Below are 22246 nucleotides of genomic sequence, written 5' to 3'. Positions count from 1 at the left end.
TGGATTTATAACTCTTTCGAACGTTTTCGTTAAGCCATGTGAGCAATGCCAAACTTGTTTGGGCATTGCCATGGCGAGAAAACGCGGGATGAAATCCAAGATTTAAAGACTTCAGATTATTTCAAGTCTGTAATCTTGGAGAAATCCTGATCACCGTAGTCCAGATTCTCACCGCCCATACCCCATATGAAAGTATAGTTGTGTGTGGCTGCGGCAGAGTGAATGCTCCACTCGGGTGAAAGAACGGCCTGGTCACCCTTCATCCACAGGTGGCGCGTCTCATCGATCTCGCCCATAAAATGGCAGACAGCCTGATCCTCGGGCACCTCAAAATAGAAATAAGCCTCCATACGGCGACTGTGCACATGAGCGGGCATCGTGTTCCACACGCTTCCCGGGGCCAGCTCCGTCATACCCATCTGCAACTGGCATGTGGGCAGCACCTGGCTCACGAGCATCTTGTTGATGTTGCGCTCGTTGCTTGTCTCCAGCGCACCCATGTGAGCCACCACGGCATCAGCCTTGGTCACCTTCTTGCATGAATATGCCGTATGGGCCGTCACACTGTTGAAATAGAATTTGGCAGGCTTCTGTCCGTCCTTTGACGAGAAATAAACATCACGGTCACCACGGCCGATATAGAGGGCCTCCTTGAATCCGAGTTCGAACACCTCATCGCCAACCTTCACTGTACCCTCGCCACCGACATTGAAGATACCTATCTCGCGACGTGTGGTGAAGTGCTCGGCTTTCAGCGGGTCGATGGCCTCGAGTTTCAACGTCTCTGCCACAGGCATTGCACCACCCACCACCATGCGGTCGTACATCGAATACACCATGTTCACCTCGTCAGATACGAAAACCTTTTCGATGAGAAAATCGCGCCGGATACGGGCCGTATCATAACTCTTTGCATCCTCCGGATGGGAGGCGTAACGGATTTCATAATTTGTCTTCATAATCTTTAATATTTAATTTGTTATGTAGTCTTTTGCAAAGATAATGTTTTTTATCGAATAACGACCGTTAACGATTCCTTTTTTTAAAAGTATATAACAGTTTATCAAGGGTCGGAAACTTATATTCTCTTTGTCAGAACAACATACAGAACACGCCGGCAGCAACGAAAACAATGCCCACAATGGCATTCATCCATCTCTGCAATATGTCAAGACGGGCATGAAGGACCGGTATTCCGGTAATGCCATATGCAAAAGCCCAAGCAATGATTACAACTGGAAGCGATGTGCCCATGGCAAACACAGCCGGCAACAGATAGCCGACAGATGACCCTGCCGACATTGGTATCAGAATGCCAAAATATACAATGGCACTCTCCGGACAAAAAGCAAGAGCAAGCAGCATACCAAGCAGAAAATAGCCAAAAGCACCTCTAAGACGGCCGGCCACGGCCGACATCTCCGGAACATGTTCGTGACGGTGAAATATAGGGTTGAGCAGCATCCATAGTCCGACACCAATGAGTATGACCACAAGCACACGCTCGCCCCACTCGTCAAACCCTTCACTTACATGCATTATATCGCTGCCACTGCGTACAACAGCTATCAGCACTGCACCGAGCACGGTATAGGACAATATTCGGCCGGCAACATAAAGCAACCCATTGCGAAACACACGCCTGTGACTGGCAACATCACGCGCAACATATCCCATTGCTGCCATATTGGCCGCCATGGAACACGGATGCAATGCCACCAGCACTCCCAAAAGGAATGCCGTAATCACAGGCAACTCACCGATTCCGAACAAATCCCAAACGTATTCCATTATCCTCCATTTACTTGAAACAAGATTGCAAAGATAAACCAAAAAGAATGAAACACCAAATTTTCAGGCTCCATTCACATATCTGACATAAATGACATAATAACCAGGAAACAGTTTCTTCGACAAAAAGACAAACATATATTGTTTTTAGCCAAAGACAGATTCAGTCTCAAACCGACCTTCAGTTATAAAAAAACATGAACCTTGATTATTGCTTTTACGCTTATGACTTTTCTTTACTTTAACATATGTTAAGCGACAACAAAAGTGTCATTTCTAGACAAGGCTCCGAAAACCACGATTTTCTGCTCAAAAGGGAAGCCCTGATATTCAGCATGTTACAACAGAGACGATTTGTCAATAAAGCAGAGAGGCCCTTATCACCTTGCAATAACGCCCTTATTGCATTGCAACTACGGCCTTGTTGCAATGCGAAACGGCCCTCGCGGGAGTGCCGGGAGGCCCTTACGGCATGTTGAACATGCAAAAATGGTGTGTCAAGAAAGCAGAGAAGGCCTTACAGCTTTTCTATTTCGAGAAAAAAGAAAAGTTAAAATTTCGGAATTAACATGACAATAATACAGAATATGACGTATATAGGAATGCAAATACCCATATATTTTTTAATGTTCAAAATCAGAAAAGAAGAAACAGCATGTTATGAATACGTCCTTGAAAGTAGAATGTTCAAAATTGAAAAATATAATACCATATTTATGGGTGCTGTATATTGAGGGGCATAAGAACGGGGGCGATGTTCAGGCATAAAATGTATGTGCCATGTATAGGAATATATTAATGAGGGCGCCTTGAAAAGGCAGCAAGCACATATTAACTTATATCCACAAAAAGACTCTGTATTTAAAACAAATCTTGTCTTTATGTCCATTAACCGGAATTATATTCGTACTTTTGCACTTAAAACTAACATACCGTCATGGAAAACAATACGGAACTGGAAATAGCACGCCAACTGGTAGAAAAGACCGGATGCAACGTATTCCTCACGGGAAAGGCAGGGACAGGAAAAACCACCTTTCTCAGAGAGTTGAGAGAGCGGTCCGCCAAACGCATGATAGTGCTTGCACCTACTGGCATAGCCGCCATCAACGCCGGTGGAGTAACGATACACTCGTTCTTCCAACTGCCACTGTCACCATACATCCCCGGAGCCACGTTCAGCGGACGTGAACAGAAGCGCTACCAGTTTGGCAAAGTAAAGCGCAACATAATAAAAACCCTCGACCTGCTTGTCATCGACGAGATAAGCATGGTGCGGGCCGATCTGCTCGATGCCGTAGATGCGGTGATGCGCCGCTACCGAGTCCATCACCAGCCCTTCGGCGGTGTGCAGCTGCTGCTCATCGGCGACCTGCACCAGTTGGCCCCCGTAGTAAAAGACGACGAATGGGAGATGATGAAACAATACTACGACACTCCATACTTCTTCTCCAGCCGCGCGCTCATGTCGGCACAATATCAGTCGATAGAGCTCAAACATGTATACCGTCAGCAGGACAGCACCTTTCTGGAACTGCTCAACAAGATACGCGAAAACCGGGCCGACGACGTCACCCTTGAAGCCCTCAACCGTCGTTTCATAGCCGGATTCACACCGCCACGCGGAAGCGACTACATACGGCTTACCACCCACAACTACCAGGCACAGCGCATCAATGACCGCGAACTGGAGCTACTGCCGGGAAAAGCATTCAGCTACCGCGCCGAAGTGGAAGGCACATTCCCCGAGAGCTCATATCCGGCCGACGAGGCACTGACACTCAAGGAAGGTGCACAGGTGATGTTCATCAAGAACGATACCGACAAACGATATTACAACGGTATGATTGGCGAAGTGGCATATACCGGACGAGACAGCATAAAAGTGAAATCCAAAGATACCGGTGAGACAATAGAACTTGAACCGGCCGAATGGGCCAACGCCAAATACACGCTCAACAGCAAGACAAAAGAGATTGAGGAGACCGTGGAAGGCGTTTTCCGGCAGTATCCGCTACGACTGGCATGGGCCATCACCATACACAAGAGCCAGGGACTCACTTTCGAACATGCCATCATCGACGCCTCACACTCATTTGCCCACGGACAGACATATGTGGCCCTAAGCCGTTGTAAGTCGCTTGAAGGCATGGTGCTCGGGGCTCCGCTCAACCGCAGTGCCGTAATAAACGATACCACAGTAGAAGAGTTCACACGGCAGGCCGGAGCCAACCGCCCGTCGGCAGAGACAATCACCGCTCTCGAACGGGCATACATAGTTCAGATACTCGACGAACTGTTCGGTCTCGACATGCTCGGCCAAGCCATGGAAATGATGATACGTACGCTGACGGAGCACTTCTACAACAAGTATCACACTCTGCTCACCGACTATACCAATGCCCAACGCGCCGTGACAGCGATGAAAGAAGTGGCGGAAAAGTTCGGAGCACAATACCGCAGCATCATCTCAACCGACAATACTACATCGGACAGTCTGCTGCAAGAGCGCATCCACAAGGCCGCCGGATATTTTGCCACACAGCTGGACGCACTGAAAAAGCTATATGCCAAGACACGTGTGGAGACAGGCAACAAGATGGTACGCGCACAGTTTGACGAACGTCATGCCCTGTTGGGTGACGAACTGACGCTTAAAACAAAGCTGTTCGAATATGAAAGCCGTCCTGACACCCGGTTCTCCACCGGTGACTATCTGCGCCGCAAAGCCATGATTGTGCTCGGCGAGGAGACCCAGGAACAACCACGCGACACACGCCGGCGCAAAACGACCAAAACGTCCAAGCCGCCGAAAGAACAGAAAATACCGTCACACAAAATCAGCCACGACATGTTCACATCCGGAATGAGCATTGAACGCATAGCCACCGAACGCCGCCTTGCTCCCGGCACAGTCTTCGGTCATCTGGCCCTATACGTGGAAAACGGCAGTCTGCCAATAGACCAGCTGATATCACAGGACCACATCGACGCCATACGCAACTTCGCCCGTACACATCCACAGGGTGTCACCACACATGAGATAAAGGAAGCCGTGCCCGCAGACATAACCTACAGCGAGATTATGCTCGTGAAAAAGACCTATGACATAAAGGAACCGGAATAAGATACAGACGTGAGTCCGGTATAAGACAGGTTTCCGAAGTCATGCAACGTTTCCCTGCCTTATATCGGACTCACGTTAATATAAAAGTAAGGCCGTGTGGCAAACCACAAAAAAAGCAAACACCGCAAGAGTGTATAATCTGCTCTTGCGGTGTTTGCTTTTTTTGTGGTTTGCCACATGGGACTTTACTTCATACCTATCTTTCCTTTCCAGGACATATACCAGTTGGCGGGGTTGGTAAGGTCTACAGCAATCTCGCCCCTCATGGCACCGGAATTTTCTGCACCGCGGCGGGCATACACACGGTCGGCAAGAATAGCCGGGTCGTTGTTGCGCAGGGCGAAACGCATCAGTTCGTACCAGCGCAGGCCCTCGAACACAAATTCCAAGGCACCCTCGTCTATTATCATCTTCTCGACACCCTTCTGCTGATAAGCTATCCGTGCAAGCGAATCCTCGATAGCAGCATCGTCGGGCAGACGATAATCCTTGTTATACTGGCTGAAGCCGCTGCCACGACTGTGTATACCCTGTGTATTGGCCGTGGATAGCACCGACGGTGTGTTGTAAAGCACATATCGTGAAGCAGGGAAATCGAACTGACGCAGGAAAGTGGAGTCGGCACGGTAGTAAGGAATGATATCCTCCTCGATCACACGGTTGTTGAGGCCCTTCGACAGTATGGCATATGCAAAGCGCGGATAGCCTGCGGCATTCATGGCCTCGGCCATGTGCAGCCACAGCATCGTGCGGCGATACAGATGGACGTTGCGCGTGCTGTACTTGAAGACTGTCTGCGACGTATAACGATCGCCGGTAGTACTATTCACACTATTGTCATTCATACGCCACATGCCCCACAAACGGAGGTCACCGGCCTGATAGTCTGTAAGCGTTGACGGAGCATAGAGAGTATCGACATTCGAGCCATTGGCATACAGATGGCAATATGTCTGTGCTGCCGACAAGTCTGTCATTGACTTCGACGGAGTAAGAGAAGCCTTGTAGTCATTGTCAACAGTTGTATTGAAAATTCCACGAAGCTCACTGTAATTTCCCTCACTCTTGATAGAGTCACCGGGAATCATCGTTATCAGCTCTCCGGAACTCCACGACTCGGAATTGCTAATCCATTCATACTGCAAATCAACGAATATATTCCGCCAGTTGGAATAGGCCGTATTCCACTGTATGAACCTGGTACCCGTGGGGTAAGTGGAATTGGTTCCGTTGCGGTTGACAATGTAATTGTAATAACATATAGCCGCATTCTTATAGTCATTACGGTCATTGCCTCTCCACAGATAAAGCTCGCCCAGCAATACATTGATCGGGAAGAAGAAGAAACGCGAGTCAAGACTCTTGATGGTGCCGTATCCGGGCAACGGCTGCTCTGTATAGGGCAACAGATCCTTGATGAAGTAGTCGCAAATGTATTTCAGGTCGACACGGGGATATTCGCGCTCGCTCTCCTCCTTGGTAAGCAGTGGTTCGGTGTAGAACGGCACGCTGCCATAGTTCAGGGCCAGCTGCAGATAGGTCCATGCGCGCACGGCCTTAACGGCCGCCACCTCGCGCAGGAATATATATTCGTTGCGGTTGTTCTTCAACGAGTCCTCTACGTTCTTGATGAAATAGTTGCAATTGTTGATGACGGCATAATAGTCGCGCGGACGATTGTACTTGTTGTCATCGCCGATGTTTGACATAGCCACATCGCGCAGGTCGGCATTGGCGGCTGCGGTCACATCGACAAGGTCGGCACGAGCCTCGCCGAGCAGAACGGTGCGGTCGGCCACAGCCTGCAACTTGTTGAGTATGCCGATGACGGAGTAAATGGAGTCGGTGGCATCGTTGAGATGGTCCTTGTCCGCAAACACCACCATGTTCGAATCCTGCTCGAAGAAATCTGCGCACGACGTGAACAGGGTCAGACAGGCCGTCAGACAGAGGGGGAGCACCCCTCTTGTCCAAGCCTTGGCTTTGCTGATTTTATTTTTAGTTTTCATATCTTTGGTCTTTTTTACATTTTTACTTTAGCCTTTGATACACACACAATTTATAGGTTGATCTTGATGCCGGCCATCACATTGAGACACTGCGGCAGACATCCGGTATCTATACCCATACCTATGACATTGGCCGACGAAGCGAATTCTGGATCACTGCCGAGATACTTACTCAAGGTGAACAGGTTGTTGGCCTGAACCCAGAACTGGAGTCCCTGAAGGAACTGGCTGTTCATAGGCATGTCGTAGCTCAGAGTGACGGTCTTGAGACGCAGATAGCTGCCGTCTTCTATCCATCGGTCGCTGAAACGGGAGTTGCCCATCGGGTCTTGGAAAGTGATGCGCGGCATGTCCGTCTGCTGTCCCTCCACCTGCCAGCGGCGCATCATGGCCGTAGTCTGGTTCATGAAGCGGCTTCCGCCTTCAAGCTGCGAGCGCATATAGTTGTACACATCGTTGCCCAAAGAATAGTTGAAGCGCACATCGAGACGCAGCCGCTTCCACTGCACGGATGTGAATATGTTTCCGTAGATATCGGGATTGGGATCGCCTATCACTACACGGTCGTCGTCATCGCATATCTTACCGTCACCGTTGACATCGTGGAAACGCATGTCGCCGGCCCCAAAATACATCTTGTCCACTCCGTTTTCGGCCATGATATACTTGCCGTCGGTCCGGGCTTCCTCTGTGGTGGCATATACTCCCAGTGTCTTGTATCCGTAGAACAGGTTTACAGGCTGTCCCACCTGCGTACGCACTGTCGCGTCGTATACGCTGTTGTCAATATACGTTTTGCCATCAGGCAGTTCTGTCACCTTATTCTTATAGTGACCCACCGATGCACCCACCTGCCACTGCCAGTCCTTGCGGGCAAGCACCTTGGCATTGAAAGACACGTCAAAGCCCTCATTCTGCAACTCGCCACCGTTGCTCCAGTTCTCTTCAAGTCCGGAGAGGAAGCTGAGCGACTGGCGTGTGAGCAGATTGTCGGTGGTGCTGCGGAAGTAGTTGAACGCTACCGACAGACGGTTGTCGAACAGGTTGCTCTCCAGACCTACGTTGAATCGGCGCGTGGTCTCCCACTGTATCTTGGTGTTGCCGATGCCGTCGAACGAAAGGCCGGCGATGGCAGCAAGATACTGTTTTACGCGGAAATAGGAACGAGAGGCATAGAAGTCGATGTCGTCGTTGCCGCTGATGTCATATCCGGCTGTGAGGCGCAGATAGTCGATACCCTTGACCGACTGCATCCAGCTCTCGTTGCTGATAACCCATGCCGCCTGTACGGACGGGAATATGGCCCATGCCGCATCGAAAGCGTGAACCGAGCCTGCATCCTTGCCGAAGCGCGAGGAGCCTTCGGCCGTAAGGTTGGCCTGAAGGAAATAGCGGTTCTTGTAGTTGTACTCGGCCTGGGCATACCATGCGAGCGAGTTCCACGACTCGTCTACGCCGGCGGTCTGGGCATTGGCCAACGAACTGCTCAGATATGGAGTCTTGTCCGAACCGGTGTTGTATCCGAGCTGGGTGTTGAGTGTATAGTTCTCCCAATTGATGCGGGCGCCTCCGAACAGATGTATCGAATGGGCTCCGTAGCGGTTCTGCCAGTCCACGCGCGTGTCGCTCTGCACCGAGTTCTGCTTTGAGAAGAGCGAGCGCACCTCGTTGTTACGGAATCCGCTCACGGCCGACACGTAATAATCGGGTACACCGTTCAGCGGGATATAGTACATCTCGTTGGTATTCACCAGACTGTAGCTGAAATGCTCACTCAGCGACAAGTGGGAATTGAACTTGTAGGTGGGCTTCACGGCTATGTTGAGCAGCGAGTTCTCAAAGCGGTTCTTGTTCTCCGAGTCGGCATACTCGTTGACGGCTACAGGGTTTGCCAATTTGTAGTTATAGTTGGTGTATGCCGAAAGAGCCTCGTCAAGATATGTCTCGTCGTCAATATCAAGATGGGTGTCAGACAGAAGTCCGCGTCCGTAGGCATATGGTGACAGGAACGGAGCTTTCACATAACCGAGGAACGACGGAGACGTAGGCGTACCTTCATCATAGCCTGAGGGAGCACCGTCGTCACGGATATTGCGCGTGATGTTGCTGTAGGACATATCGAAACGCACACCGAGTTTTGAACTCAGGTTGATATCAGTGTTGAAGCGTATGTTGAGACGATGCATGTTGTTGTACTCCAACGGACTGTCCGCTGCCGTGTATCCCACCGAAAGATTGTACTGTGCCTCGGTATCACCACCCTCTACGTTGATGCCGTAGTTCTGTGTGAAAGCCTCATGGTAAAGCATGTCTTTCCAGTCGGTGTTGTTGTGATACTGGGGATAGTAGTAATAGTCAGGGTTGTCGTTGAGGAATTTGAATTCCGTCAGCTTCGTGTTGGTACTCTTGAGCATCTCCGAGGCATAACCGCGATACTGTGAGGCATCCATCATATCGATGTACTTTGGCAGGAAGGTAACGCCGGCCGATACGTTGGCCGTGATTCGGGTGGCCATCGACTTGCAGCGGCGGGTCTCGATGATTATCACACCATTGGCACCCTTTGCACCGTAGAGAGCCGTACCGTTGCGTACGACAGTCACTTTCTCTATGTCGGCAGGATTGATATTGGTGAGAATATCATTATAGAACCCGCTATGTATGAGCGAACGAGAATATTGCTGCTCGAGAATGACACCGTCTACCACGACAAGCGGCTGGGCATTGACATTGATAGAGTTGAGACCCTGTACAAACATGGTGGTTCCCACTCCCGGTGTGCCGTTACGGCTGGTGGAATAGCCCACGGAACCAAGTTGGTTCTGCACCTCTTCCTTGATGTTGACGGCTCCGGTATACTGGAAGTCGGAGGCCGAACGGTCGCTACGCACATTGGCGGTGCGGGTGTAATCGGGGGCAAACGCCACGGAATAAAGGGCGGCGGTGCGCTGTTCCTTGTCGCGGCCCAAACCTATCTCCACGCCGTTGTAGTCGGGCGTGCTCACAAATACGGATGTCGTGAATACGGGCACCTTCAGCTCGTAGCTGCCATCGTCGCCGGTCAGCACACTGTATCCGTCGATTCCCGTAGCACTGACAAGTGCACCGGCAAGAGGCCGGTTGGTGGCAGCATCCACGACAACGCCACTGACAACGCGCGTCTCGTAAACCTTTCGGGCCGATGCCGGCTTACGCTGCTCCGCCTGACTGTCGTCACCGGCAGCATCCTGTGCGTAAAGGCTGTAGGGGGCGACCGCCAACATAGCTATTGCGAATAATATATTTGGTTTCATATATATGTATTTCTGTTGTTTAAACTTTGTATCAATCAATTCTCGTCAGGTTCTTTGGCCGACTCCTTGTGCGGTTTCAGGATGATGCAGTCCAGACGCATGATGCGCTGGTATCTACCATTGTTGAAGTCGGCACTACCCACACGCGACTCTATGGTGAGAGCAGCCTGTATACGCGGATCGTTAGCACCATAAGTACAGGTGGGGAACTTCCAGTTTTTGGCCACAAGGATAGTATCCATCACGTCTACTGTACTGCTGCCGTCCTTCTTGGTGTCGAACACGTGACTTGATTTTCCCGCATTCTCCGTTCCGTCGATATAGACAACGGTAGAATCGGCACCCTGCTCCTGCCACCTCAACTGGCAACGGAACTTGTTGGGAAGCCGCTCCGATTCGCGTGCCATACCGTTGCCCGCCAGTGCAGGAGCCATAACGACATAAATGTCATAACCCACGTTCGACAGCAGGTAAGGAAGATAGAACGATGCCGAAGGGTTGCTGCCTCCTGTCGGGGCAATCTCCACATACGAGTTGTTGGATACCTTGTTGTAGAACTTGTTGGGAACGCTCAAGATGTTTCCCTCGCTGTCGATGGAATCGACAGCCATAGGAACGGGGACGATACTGAGTTCACGCGTACCCGACCCCAAACTCTTTTTGCTGCTGGTAGCCTCAGTCTCTACATATATCTGCTGAAAGAACGTCTGGTACTTGTCGACATGCCAGTCGGCCGCTTTCAGTATCTTACCGTTGCTACAGTCCATGGCTATGGTACCGTCAAACACTCCGCCCGGAGCGTATGGACTGTCGTACTGATAGTACTTCAGGTCACTGTTGCCATAATATCTCTTACGTATACTGTAAGGCACCGCATTGGTCGACATTACAGAATCGACGGTGGCATCGGCGATTCTGGGGTTGTCGGTTTGGCTGAACACCGTTCCTGCCAGAACGAACAGCTTTGACCGCATCTCTTGCAGAGAGTCGCGGTCGGTCACGAGATTACAGTAGTTGAAATACTCTCTGTATTCCGGCACAAGCCTCTTCCATTCGCTGTTTGTAGGCACCACCATCCAGTAAGTGGAGTCTTCGTCGTTGATGAAACCGATATTCCCCAAAATGACATTAGAAAGCACCTCAACAGAATCGAGGTAGATGGTCTGTCCATCCTTTATCTCTCCCGGCACGCTTTGGCTTGCGTCAAACTCGTAGCGGTTGTACTTATAGAGGAAGGCAGCCACCGAGTCAAGTTCGTTGTCACCGCGCAGATATTCAAACACATTGGGAGTGTAATCCACCTTGTTCTTCAAAGTGAACAGCATGCCGTTGCCGAGAAGAGTATTGGTAGAGACGAAATCCCGTCCTCCGAACGAACTCGAGGTAAGTGGTATGAGTTTGCCGTTCATCATAGAGATGGAGTCGTTTGTTGACGACGAGACGGAGTAATTGAAGAGCGATATATGATTTCGCAGGAACTCCTTGACGGTAGGATTGTCTTTATCCTTCGTGCCTTTACTCTTCTCTATGTTATACTGCTCTATCAGCGCATCGGCCTGCTCCGACGTGAAATCACCATTGACAGGGGCGAACACGGTAAACACCTGGCTCGAATTCAGCGGTACATCGTAGCCACAGGCCTTCACGACGCGGGTAAAGTTGCTGAGCTGCTCGTCGCCGGATATCGTCTCCCATATCGTTGCCCCACTGCCTACGTTGGTCTGGGAGTCATAGTGGTCGTCCCATGTATCAGAACAGCCTGTAACGAAAGGCAAGGCACCGAGCATGCAAAAAGACAACAGTCCTTTTGTCATCGCCACGACCTTTTTTCTGCTATTATTGATATTCATAATAATTGTCCTTATTTACTTGTTGTTTCTATTTAATGTCGATTCAATCCGCCGTTCCCGTGCCGGGGCTGCAATGGAGCCTGCTCCTCACAGACCCACGACAGGCGGAAACACTGCGTTTTTTTAATCTGCTGCTTACAAGTCGTCTTCCTGTGCTCCTTCGTCGGTCACACCGTAAACATTCTTAGGCACAAGCTCCAGATAGTCGACCATGAATTCGTTGTCATTACCCATCTTCGACGACACGCAACGTATGCGGAGGTAGTAGTCTTCATTGGGATTGATGTGCACAGTACACAGCACGATACGGAAAGTCTCCTTGTTGTCGCAGAAACGTGTGGTGGTCGTGGCACCGGCACCGTTGTAGTGGAAACCGCCACGTGCGCCGCGGTAGAATCCGAGGTTTTTCAGTGTCTTGCGGTCTTCCTGTTTCTCCTCATCGGTCATTGCGGTGTATTTCTTCTTGTCGAAGTCTGTACCGAGAATAGAGGGGTCCTTAAGGTTTTTTGTCATATCAAGTGGAATACCTTGAGGTGTCATCTTATCTTCAGTACCGAAATACACCTGTGCGATACCACGGGTGGCGGTAGCTGCATAGCCGAGACGTATCTGGTAGTCACCCTCCACAGGTACGGGAGGAATGCGGAACGTGAAGTCATAGTTGCCGCGCAGATTCATCTCGTCTCCCTCGTAACTCCAATAATAGTCATGCGGACGACGATAAACGAAGACTCCGGTGGGAAGACTCACTCCCGAGAGATAACCGTTGGGGAAATAGTAGTTGCGGCCATACTTATGGGTCTCGTCGTAGTCGGGGTCCTGCTTCTTCATGTCGCTCTGTGTTCCGTTGAGACGTATGTCGTTGGTCATAAGCTCTGGGAAGATGGTGGAAAAGTCCATACGGACACGGCAGTTCCACACGATGTCACGCATGGTCATGTCAAGAGCCACATAGTCATCAATGTAGAAGTAGCAGCCGTTGATGGCATCGTTCACCACACCCTCCTCTACGGTAGGCTGTATGTGTGTGCCATCTACCTTATATATATCATCGTAACGACGGTTGATGTAACGCTCCTCGCGGGTGGCATCACCCAACCACTTGCGCACCATTACTTTCTCGAACTTCATCATCGAGTGAGGCAACATGGTGGTATACCAGTCTTCGGGGTTCATCTCGCCCACTACAATACCTACATCATACTTGGGTGTAAGGAAGTTGACACCTTTGGCATTACGGTCAAGAATATGGTAGGCCATAAAGCGGTTGAGCGGGTTACGGCGGTCGGTGAGATGGTCGAAGTCATGATAGTCGGCATTGACATCGTCAGGATACACCTTGTCATAAATAGTGCATGCGAGATTATAGAGAGCCTTTAATGCCTCGCTCTTGTTTTCTACCGGAATATTGTATTTTTCTTTCAGTACATCATCAGGCACAAGGAATGCAGTATAGCCATAAAGATGTTCGTCGGGAGCAGTGGCAGCCTCCTTGTTGACGTCAGAGATGTAACGGTAAACTTCGTAAATGGACGCATCGTAATCTTCGTCCTTATAACGGAACATGGAGTCGCGCAGACCAGTAGCCATGAGAGCGGCATTGTATACGCTCACACGCTCATTCTGACCGATAATGTCGGGAAGCATGCTGTTGGAACTTTCCAGCACACGGTCTATCGGCTGCACCACACCGTTCTCCACAGAGTCGTTCTGCAACTCGCGATAAATCTGAGCCTGTCTGTTCACTAAAACTACAGTTACTGTATCTCCAGGTTCGCGTTCTACCCTCAGTTGTTGCACCTCTATGTAACGGCGGTTCATGTTGGCCGATGCCAGCACACCGTTTTCCATATCAAACGTAGTGTACATATTGCCCACGATGTGAGTACGTGCAATGGTGTCGCAGTCGGCCTGAGACAAGTCGCCCACCCCCGACATGCCGCGGCCTTTAAGGTATATATCCACGGCGTTGTTGTCTGGCACAAAGCAAGTGTATGCTCCATAAGAGGAAAGAGTATTCATCAGTCCGGCCCTTTCCACAATCTCTGCAAACATGCTGTACTGACTGCGGTTCTTGAGATAGTCACTCATCATCTCACCGGTGAAAGTGTAGTAATTCTCACTATCCGGCTCATCGGAACAGGAAACGAATGTCAACGGACTAAGCACGGCCATGCAGACAATCGCCATTCCGAATTTTCTATATATTTTCTTGAGTATATTCATAATCGTACTTTTATTGTTTGTTTCTGATTATCCGACGGTTTCACCATTATTATTTGGCCGTTTCATAACTGCCGTTTTCACCACTGCCGAAAGCCGGATTCTGTACAAGATTAGTGTTTGCCTTCATCTCGTCTATGTGGTACGGCCAATAAATGGCATCCATCTGTGCCAAGAAGCTCTGCACGACAGACGCATTCTGCGAACCTTTCGCAGACACCTGTTGACGCAGATAGCTGGTGTTGCCCTCACGCTCGGAACGTCTTACAAGGTCAAACCAGCGCTTGCCCTCGAACATCAGTTCGCGCTCACGCTCTTCATAAACAAGATTGTTGAGCAGAGCTTTGGTGGTGTATTGTTCCGCATTCAGGGCATTGTTCGGATAATTGTACAGCGAGCGGTTGTTGACAGCCGATATCAGTTCGAAGGCACGCGCTGCCAGATCGGCATCAGCCTCACTGAGAGTTCCGCCAGTCTCACCTTCACCGGTATCGGCATTGTCGCTCATCATCTGTACAAGTGCTTCGGCCTTCATCAGCATAATGTCGCTCAGACGGTATATAATCCAGTTGGCCTTGCAATACGTAGTCCAATTGTCATTATTACCCTTGCCGCTGTACACAGATATCCCCATATGTCCCTGAAAATTGTTGCTTGCCGGATCGCCAAGCCAATTAAACAAGCTTGGACACACATACTTGTAGATGGCCGCCATCGAGCCTTGGCTTAAGAAATTCTCATGAGCCCTCATGTCGTATCTTGTAGTGTAGACCTTGTTCTCTCCGTTCTTGATGTCAAAAGCCACATAATCCGACGGGGCCACATAGCCGGGTAAAGCATGTGCATCACCATAGAAGAAGCCCACGGGACCGTTACTCTTCATGTTGACCTCGCCCTTAAGGAAAGACAACTCGAATATGCTTTCATCTGAATTGCCGTTGCAGAAGATTTCTTCGAAGGCATAACCGAATTGATTGCCCATGTTATTGCAATCTTCCACCAGCGGATAGTCGCCGAAACGGGTCGACTCACTGAGACCGGTGCCGTTCTCTCTGGCTTTCATTTCCGCAAGCCTTTTCTTCGATGCTATCACCTCGTCGGCATACTTCACACAGTTGGCATAATCTTTCTTCCACAAATACATCTCGCAAAGCATGGCATCAATGAAGTCGCGCGTCACGCGGCCTGTCTGATACTTGGAGTTGATAGTGGTGGTGGAAGGATAGCGCCACACGGCGTCACCGCGCACATTTTCAAGGTCGGTAATGAGAGAGTCGAGCACTGTGCTGAACGGTGTTGCCGGCAGGTTCATGGTCTGATTGTCATCAATAAACGCCTCCGTGCTGTAAGGAACGGCACGGAAAGCCCTTATCAGATAGAAATAGCACAAGTCTCTCAAGGCGCTGACCTCTGCAATGGTGGCCTTAAGCTCACTCTCGGCATATCCGGGGTCGGTGGCCGCCACCTGCGGAGCATAGCGTATCACAATATTACAGTTGTTGATAATGGAATAGAAGTCACCGTAAGAAGTATAGGCGTTGCTCGCATCTATGTTCTCTTTCAGCACACGCATCAGGCTGACATCCCTTTTCTCTGTGTCCGTGCCTGCTATGACATTCTCCGAACGGAACTCACCCCATATCATCATTCGCGAAATCACAGCATAATCCTGCAATTGGGAATAACAACCGGCCACGACATTCTCTACGTCCGACTTCTCGTTCCAGAACTGCTCCTGGATAATCTCGTTCTTAGGGTCAAGTTCCAGAAAGTCAGCACAGGATATCATAAAGGAAGAAAGAGCAAGCAGAGCCAGCGGAAGCGTTTTCCTTGCCCATCTTGTCTGTCTATTGTCATTATTATGTTTGATGTCCATATCTTTATATTTTTTAGCATTGTTTATTTTCATCAGAAGTCAACAGTGATACCCAATGTATACGAACGCGCACGCGGAGTCTGCCCCCAGTCGGTGGCTGCTCCATATCCGCTGTAGCTCACGTCCGGATCCACACCCGTGTATTTGGTGAGAACGAAGAGGTTGTTGGCACTCAGATAGAAACTCAGTTTGTTGAGACCGATCCACTTCAGGTTCTTCTTGTTAATGGAGTACGACAATTGTGCATAGCTCATACGCAGATATGTTCCGTCCTCTACGAACCGGTCGCTGACAAGCGTGTTGTACTGGCTGTCCTTTCCATACATGGCGCGCGGAATAGGCGTTATGTCACCCTCCTTACGCCAGCGGTAGTTAACAGCCTGACTCTGGTTGTTGTTAGAGATCATAGCCTCGGCATCGAGACGGGCCATATTGAGAATCTTGTTGCCCACACGGTAAACGAACGACGTGTTAAGTCTCCATGCACCGTAATTGAACGTGAATCCGAAACCTCCGGTGAGCTTAGGCAGAGAAGAACCGAGGTAAACAATGTCAAGAGCATCTATATTACCGTCGTTGTTCATATCCTCGTATATGGCATCACCGCCTTCAAATTTATAGTTGCGGCCGGTACCGTCGTTGGTGTAGTTGAACATCATGCGCACGGGCTCGTCCTTGGTGTTGTAAATCACCTTTCCATTGGCGTCGAGAGCCACAGGGGCAGTGTTTCCGGCGTCGATAAAACGTTGCTGGTCTTCATGGCTCATGGCGGCAAACGTGTCGTACCTATACTGGTAAACGCCCTTGAAGCGGAATCCGTAGATGGCTCCGAACGGGTTGTGCAACTGTACGCGTGTGAGCACCTGACGGTTTTCATGGTTGAACGTAGAGTTCATGCTTCTGAGCACCGACTCGTCCATCTCGAGAATCTCGTTGCGGTTGTTACCGAAATTGACGTTCATATCCATCGTAAACTTACCGGCCTTTATCAGCTTGTTGGTATTGATATGGAATTCCCATCCTATGTTACGCATCTTACCCGTGTTGCGGTAAGGCAAGGTGTAGTAACCGGCATTGGACGGAATCCGGTAATTAGCCATAAGCATGTCTTCGGTAGTGGAGCGATAACCCTCAAGCGTAATGTTGATTTTATAATCAAGGAGACCGATATCCATACCTAGGTTGTAGCTTGACACCGTCTGCCACTTCAAGTCTGTAAGGCGTATGTTCAACGGACGCATTGCCGACATGTCAAGATAACGGTCTGTAGTACCATACTTCAACGTATACAGATAGTCCCTATTGGGCTGATGTCCCACTTTACCCCAGCTGGGACGCAGCGAAAGCATCGACAGCCATGTCTTCGTAGCCTTCATCCACGGCTCGTCGCTGATGTTCCAGCGCAGTGACACTGCAGGGAAGTAACCCCATCTGTTGTCCGGTCCGAACTTTGTTGTACCGTCGGCACGTATGGAGAAGTCGGCCATGTAACGGCCCTTGTAGGCATAGTGTACGGAGAACGTGTAGAACAGCGAGCGCCACTGGGCGTAGCTCGAGTTCATCTTGTCAATCAGACCACCGGCGTTCGGACTGGTCACTCCGCCCGAAGCCAGACCCTTTCCGTCTGTCGACTGGCCGCTCGACGAGCCGCTGTTGAGTTCCATACGGGCCATTGCCATAAGCGAGTGGTCTGTGTTGTTGAAATGCGGAATCAACGTAAGGGTCTGCTTGGTGTTGAACGAGACGCTCTTCGAGGAGCCCGAGTAACTGGTGTTCACACCCTTGTCCCACGACACGGTGGTAAGCTCCTGTGGATAGAAACGGTCGGCATATTCGTTGAATATGTTCATATATACCGAACCGCGCCAATTCAACTGCCAGTGCTCATCGTCAAGACCGAGCAGACGGTAGTTGATGACCAGCTCGGGAGCAAGGTTGTAAGAACGGCTTTCGTTCTTGGCGAGTTTTGCCGAAGCTACCGGATTCACATAAGTACGCTGGTCATCCTTGAACTGATTCGAGCTGTAAGGCTCCTGAAGCATAGTATAGTATGAGCCCAGATTGGCACCTGTCACGGCATCCTGCTCGTAGATACCCATGTTAGGCATCTTCTTCATTGCTATGGCCAGCAGGTTGTCGGAGTTGCGCTGATTCTTGGTATAAGTCATCGAGAAGTTTGTAGACACTTTGATACGCTCACTCACGTTGTAGTCGAGGTTCACACGCGTGGAGAAACGGTCCATAACCTGCTCTATCACCGAACCCGTCTCATGGTCGTAACCGCCGGAAATACGGAAGTTGGCCTTCTCTCCACCACCCGAGATGGTGACATAGTGATTCTGTCGCAGACCCCACTGTGTAACGGCGTCCACCCAATCGGTATTGTTGTTGTACTGCTCATACTCCGAATAAGTCGGGTCGTAGTTCAGTTCAGGAATGTTACTTGCCGCGTCGTTCTGCTGCGGGTTGAAATAAGCCTCTTTCAGCAACATGGTGTAGTCGTCACCCGAAAGCAGATCGTAACCTTTGGGCTGATACGTACCCGTGAGCTTGAGCGAATACGAGATACGCGGTTTACCGCGCGCACCACGCTTGGTGGTAAGCTCGATAACACCGTTACCGCCCTGCGAACCGTAGATGGCTGTTGCGGCGGCGTCTTTCAGCACCGTTATCGATGCGATGTCTTCAGGGTTGATATTGAGCAGCTCGGCAAACTTCTCGTCGTTGGCCGACGCCAGGTCGAAGTTACTCATATCCACATTCCATGTGTTTCCGTCAACAACGATAAGCGGGTTCTCGTTGGTCAGCGACGACAGCGAACTTGCACCGCGCAGACGCATCGTCGAGCCGGAACCGAGGTTACCCGAAGTGGCAATGATGTCAAGACCGGCCACCTGTCCCTGCAAAGCCTCGTCTACAGTTGTGAATCCGAGACCCTCAAACTTATCCATGTTGATGGTCTGCTTGGCATATGAAATCTCACGTTCGGGCACAGCAAGATTGTTGCCTCCGGTGGCACGTCCTTTCGACTTTACCACCACTTCCTTGATTTCCGTAGCCGACTTCATCGTCACCACATAGTTGGTCTTGTTGATGGGCAACACCATTGTCTTGCAGCCCACATAGCTGAAACGAATCTTGTCTTTCGGGTTACGTATTCTCATGGTAAAGTTACCGTTGAGATCCGTTATAGCCGATTCGATGATACGCCCGTTACGGTCAATCTCACAGACTGTGGCGCCCATAAGTTCGCCGAAATCGTCTTTCACCGTACCATGCACCGACGTTATGTCCTGCGCACTCATTCCCAACGTACAGCACACCAACACACAACACAGCAACAGCCGTCTGCCGATGTTGCCGGATACGTTCACGGCTTTCGATATTATATAATTAGCCATACTTGTTTGCTATTGTTTTTTTAGTTTTTCAATCTCGTCCTCCCATCGTGTAAGCTGATTGTCGCTATACAGCAACGCCCCGTCAATAAGGTGTACCACAGCATCGGAAGTGGAATAAATCGTCTTCCACTGGTTTCTGGTCGTTCCGTGATTCTGGAACCAATATTCGCGGCAGATATTGTTGTACAGTCCTGTCTTCTTCACCACATGACACTTGTTGCCACGCTGGTCGGTTATCTCCAGATTGTCGCCTACAGCTGTCACACCGAGCGAGAAGAAGCGTCCGTTCGCAGGATTTATCTTCGAGGTCTCATACCTTACACTCTCACCCTGGACAGCCGTACCGCCCACATACAGAGAGTTATCCTGTATGTGATAACGCAGGAAGTTATTTATGCGACTCTTAATGATATATTTTATAAACTTTTTCTGTTCCGAGTTGAAGTCTTTGTACTTCTCACCGTCATCCACTTCCTCAAAATCACTCCACGAAGGCAGATAGCCCTTGGCCTGCATGTCCTTTATAACATCACTTGTAGGCACATATACGGTATAGTTGAAGTTGTCGAACAGACGCATGTTAAAGTTATTGTTGTTGTCCGAGCACTGATATTTCGTCGAACCCGAACCCATTTCTGCTATCAAAAGATTGTAAGCCGTAGAATCCTTGTCTCCACCGTTGAGAAGTTTCAGGAACTCCCCATATTCCGGTTTTCCCAGCAGAGTCTTGTACACCGATTTTTCGGCGCCCATCGGGTATCCGTTATCCACAGTATACGATTTACCGTTACCACCTTCCTTAACCTTGTCGTCTATATTGGACACAGCCACGGCAACATTGTGCTCAACCTGCCATCCTCCCTCAAAAGTCATGGAATTGGCCTGTCCCGCATTCTTCACTCGAACAGCACTACCGCCTCTTGTCAGATAATATTCATGTCCGTCTTCCACGTCGCCCACAATAATCATAGAATTTATCAGATCCTTGAGACGGTTCTCCACAATAGTGGAATTCACATTCTCTTCCTGCATCTGCCCCACTATCACCGTACCGTCGCTGCCCACCGTACAATTGTAACGGTCGGCCTTGGTTGTCTTTTCCTCGGTGTCATAATAGAATCTCAGCAACGACTGTACAGGCTCACCGTATGTAGCGGGGTCTATATAATTCAGCAACGCATTGTTGGTAGGCAGAATCATGCTGAACCGTGCATCCATGGAGTTGAGGAACGGCAGGAAGTCGTAATCTTCAATGGCCTGGTAAATCACCTTCATCGTGTTCTCATGGATAAGGGCAGGGAATACCACCGACGAATATTCACTTGGCGCAAATACCTTATTCACCATATATATTACACCGTTGCATCCTATAAAGCAACTGTCCACATCTTCCGGCGTTATACCCATCTCCACCTTGGCATCATTTACCACGGCCTTGAATTTCGAGGGGACATAATCGGAAAACGAACTGAGCATGTTCACATTAATCAGCTTCGAGAGCACTTTCTGAGGCACATTGTCCCATGAGCCATACTCGTCTTTAAGAGGCTTGCCGCCTACTTCCCACCATTCGTTCAAGGCCTTGTCAGTGGGTACGAACATCGCTCCGGCGTCGTTGTGCATGTCGCGTCCCATAGTGTTGTTGTACATATAGTGGTTCCATCCCGGGTCGAAAGCAAGCAGTTCGCCAACCTTCTTTCCATCAGGCGTGTATTGGTTTTTCTCGCCTCCGAGCGACACCTCACTATAATAGCGCAATGTGAACACCGAATCGTTGGTGTTGTTCAGACGGTTATAGTTGCGCGTACCCTCGGCATGATAGTAAGGAGCCGAGAAACGGTCGACAAACTTCGACCACATCGACATGTTCGGGTGCTGTCGCAATATCTGGGCCATATTTGGAGCCGACTCTATCACTTCCTCCACTTTCTGTACATATCCGTTCTTACATATGATGTCTCGTTCCACCACTTTCTTTCCGTCCACCCACGCCTCGGCAATACTTGTAGCCTCGCCATTGGTGAGTATGGTAAGATCCTTGTCGGTTATCTTGTTATGCGTCATATACGCCGGCAGGAAGTGAATCATCGGTGCCGAAGTACCGTCCATGAAAATCAGTATACCGTCTTTCTTGTCACGATGCTTGTCCCATGCCACCGTGGCCGGCATCTGTTCAGGATACATACGCGGCACAGAGTCATAGATGGAAGTGGCCGTGGCACGGCGCATACACGTTCCGGGCTGTATCTCCGAGTCAAACGTATTGCCCAGCAACTCTATCAGATAGGCGTTGTTCACCATCGAGTTGTTCAACAGCAACTTCTTCTGGGCCACCGACAACTGTTCGTAGTTCTTCACTCCCCACGAGTTGTTCTCGAACCACCGCTTGTACGCAGCGTCGTCAGCCACAAAAAGCGTCTTTGAGCCGGTTCCGCTGAGCACGGTCGTCTGCCCGAGGTCGTCAATCAGACGCAATGTCGTAGTGTAATTGCCGTCTTCCGCCAGACGCTCATAGATAGAGTTGCCCAGCCACGACGGCTGTCCGGTAAGGACCTCGTCGTCACACGACTGAATGCCGAACGTCCCGGCGAGCATTGCCATGGCCGTAAGAGCCGTCACATGGCGTGCAGGCCGTGGCTTCAAGTCCGGCACGTTCCTTTTTCGCATAAGTTTAAA

The 22246-nt window shown here is 50.1% G+C and carries 10 protein-coding genes; 1 reads left to right on the top strand and 9 read right to left on the bottom strand.

Features of this window, described 5'->3' with window-relative positions; translation table 11 throughout:
* Positions 1–116: 116 nt before the first annotated feature.
* Together kduI and HPS55_RS09935 are read right to left on the bottom strand one after the other, a co-directional pair.
* A complete protein-coding gene (kduI, locus tag HPS55_RS09940) occupies positions 117–959 on the bottom strand; it encodes a 5-dehydro-4-deoxy-D-glucuronate isomerase (protein ID WP_172177756.1) in 843 nt (280 codons plus the stop codon).
* Positions 960–1092: 133 nt separating this feature from the next.
* Positions 1093–1791 carry an aromatic aminobenezylarsenical efflux permease ArsG family transporter gene (locus HPS55_RS09935; RefSeq protein WP_172177758.1) on the bottom strand — a complete coding sequence of 233 codons (699 nt, stop codon included), beginning with the start codon at positions 1789–1791 and terminating at the stop codon, positions 1093–1095.
* 937 nt (positions 1792–2728) lie between these two features.
* Here HPS55_RS09935 and HPS55_RS09930 point away from each other — a divergent pair.
* Positions 2729–4918: a helix-turn-helix domain-containing protein gene (locus HPS55_RS09930; protein ID WP_172323526.1), complete on the top strand. Its 2190-nt coding sequence runs from the start codon at positions 2729–2731 to the stop codon at positions 4916–4918.
* A gap of 185 nt (positions 4919–5103) precedes the next feature.
* Here HPS55_RS09930 and HPS55_RS09925 read toward each other — a convergent pair whose 3' ends face one another.
* From HPS55_RS09925 to HPS55_RS09895, 7 genes are all read right to left on the bottom strand, one after another.
* Complete coding sequence (locus tag HPS55_RS09925) at positions 5104–6927, bottom strand: RagB/SusD family nutrient uptake outer membrane protein (RefSeq protein WP_172177762.1); 1824 nt, start codon at positions 6925–6927, stop codon at positions 5104–5106.
* Between the two features lie 50 nt (positions 6928–6977).
* Complete coding sequence (locus tag HPS55_RS09920; protein ID WP_172177764.1) at positions 6978–10220, bottom strand: SusC/RagA family TonB-linked outer membrane protein; 3243 nt, start codon at positions 10218–10220, stop codon at positions 6978–6980.
* 35 nt (positions 10221–10255) lie between these two features.
* The gene (locus tag HPS55_RS09915) at positions 10256–12070 is read right to left on the bottom strand and encodes a fasciclin domain-containing protein (protein ID WP_253945866.1); all 1815 of its coding nucleotides are present in this window, start codon (positions 12068–12070) and stop codon (positions 10256–10258) included.
* A 135-nt stretch (positions 12071–12205) separates the two neighbouring features.
* Entirely contained in the window at positions 12206–14296 is a 2091-nt protein-coding gene (locus HPS55_RS09910) for a fasciclin domain-containing protein (protein ID WP_172177766.1), read from the bottom strand.
* Between the two features lie 49 nt (positions 14297–14345).
* The gene (locus tag HPS55_RS09905) at positions 14346–16169 is read right to left on the bottom strand and encodes a RagB/SusD family nutrient uptake outer membrane protein (protein ID WP_172177768.1); all 1824 of its coding nucleotides are present in this window, start codon (positions 16167–16169) and stop codon (positions 14346–14348) included.
* Positions 16170–16201: 32 nt separating this feature from the next.
* Positions 16202–19570 (bottom strand): SusC/RagA family TonB-linked outer membrane protein, encoded by a 3369-nt coding sequence (locus HPS55_RS09900; RefSeq protein WP_172324941.1) that lies wholly within the window; start codon positions 19568–19570, stop codon positions 16202–16204.
* Positions 19571–19579: 9 nt separating this feature from the next.
* Positions 19580–22237, bottom strand: coding sequence for a hypothetical protein (locus HPS55_RS09895; RefSeq protein WP_172177772.1), 2658 nt, complete (start codon positions 22235–22237; stop codon positions 19580–19582).
* Between the last annotated feature and the right edge of the window lie 9 nt (positions 22238–22246).

Origin of the sequence: Xylanibacter rodentium (assembly GCF_013166575.1) — a bacterium.
Lineage (GTDB): Bacteria > Bacteroidota > Bacteroidia > Bacteroidales > Bacteroidaceae > Prevotella > Prevotella rodentium.
Note: the sequence above shows the minus strand (reverse complement) of the source record. Positions and strands in the feature narration are given on the sequence as shown.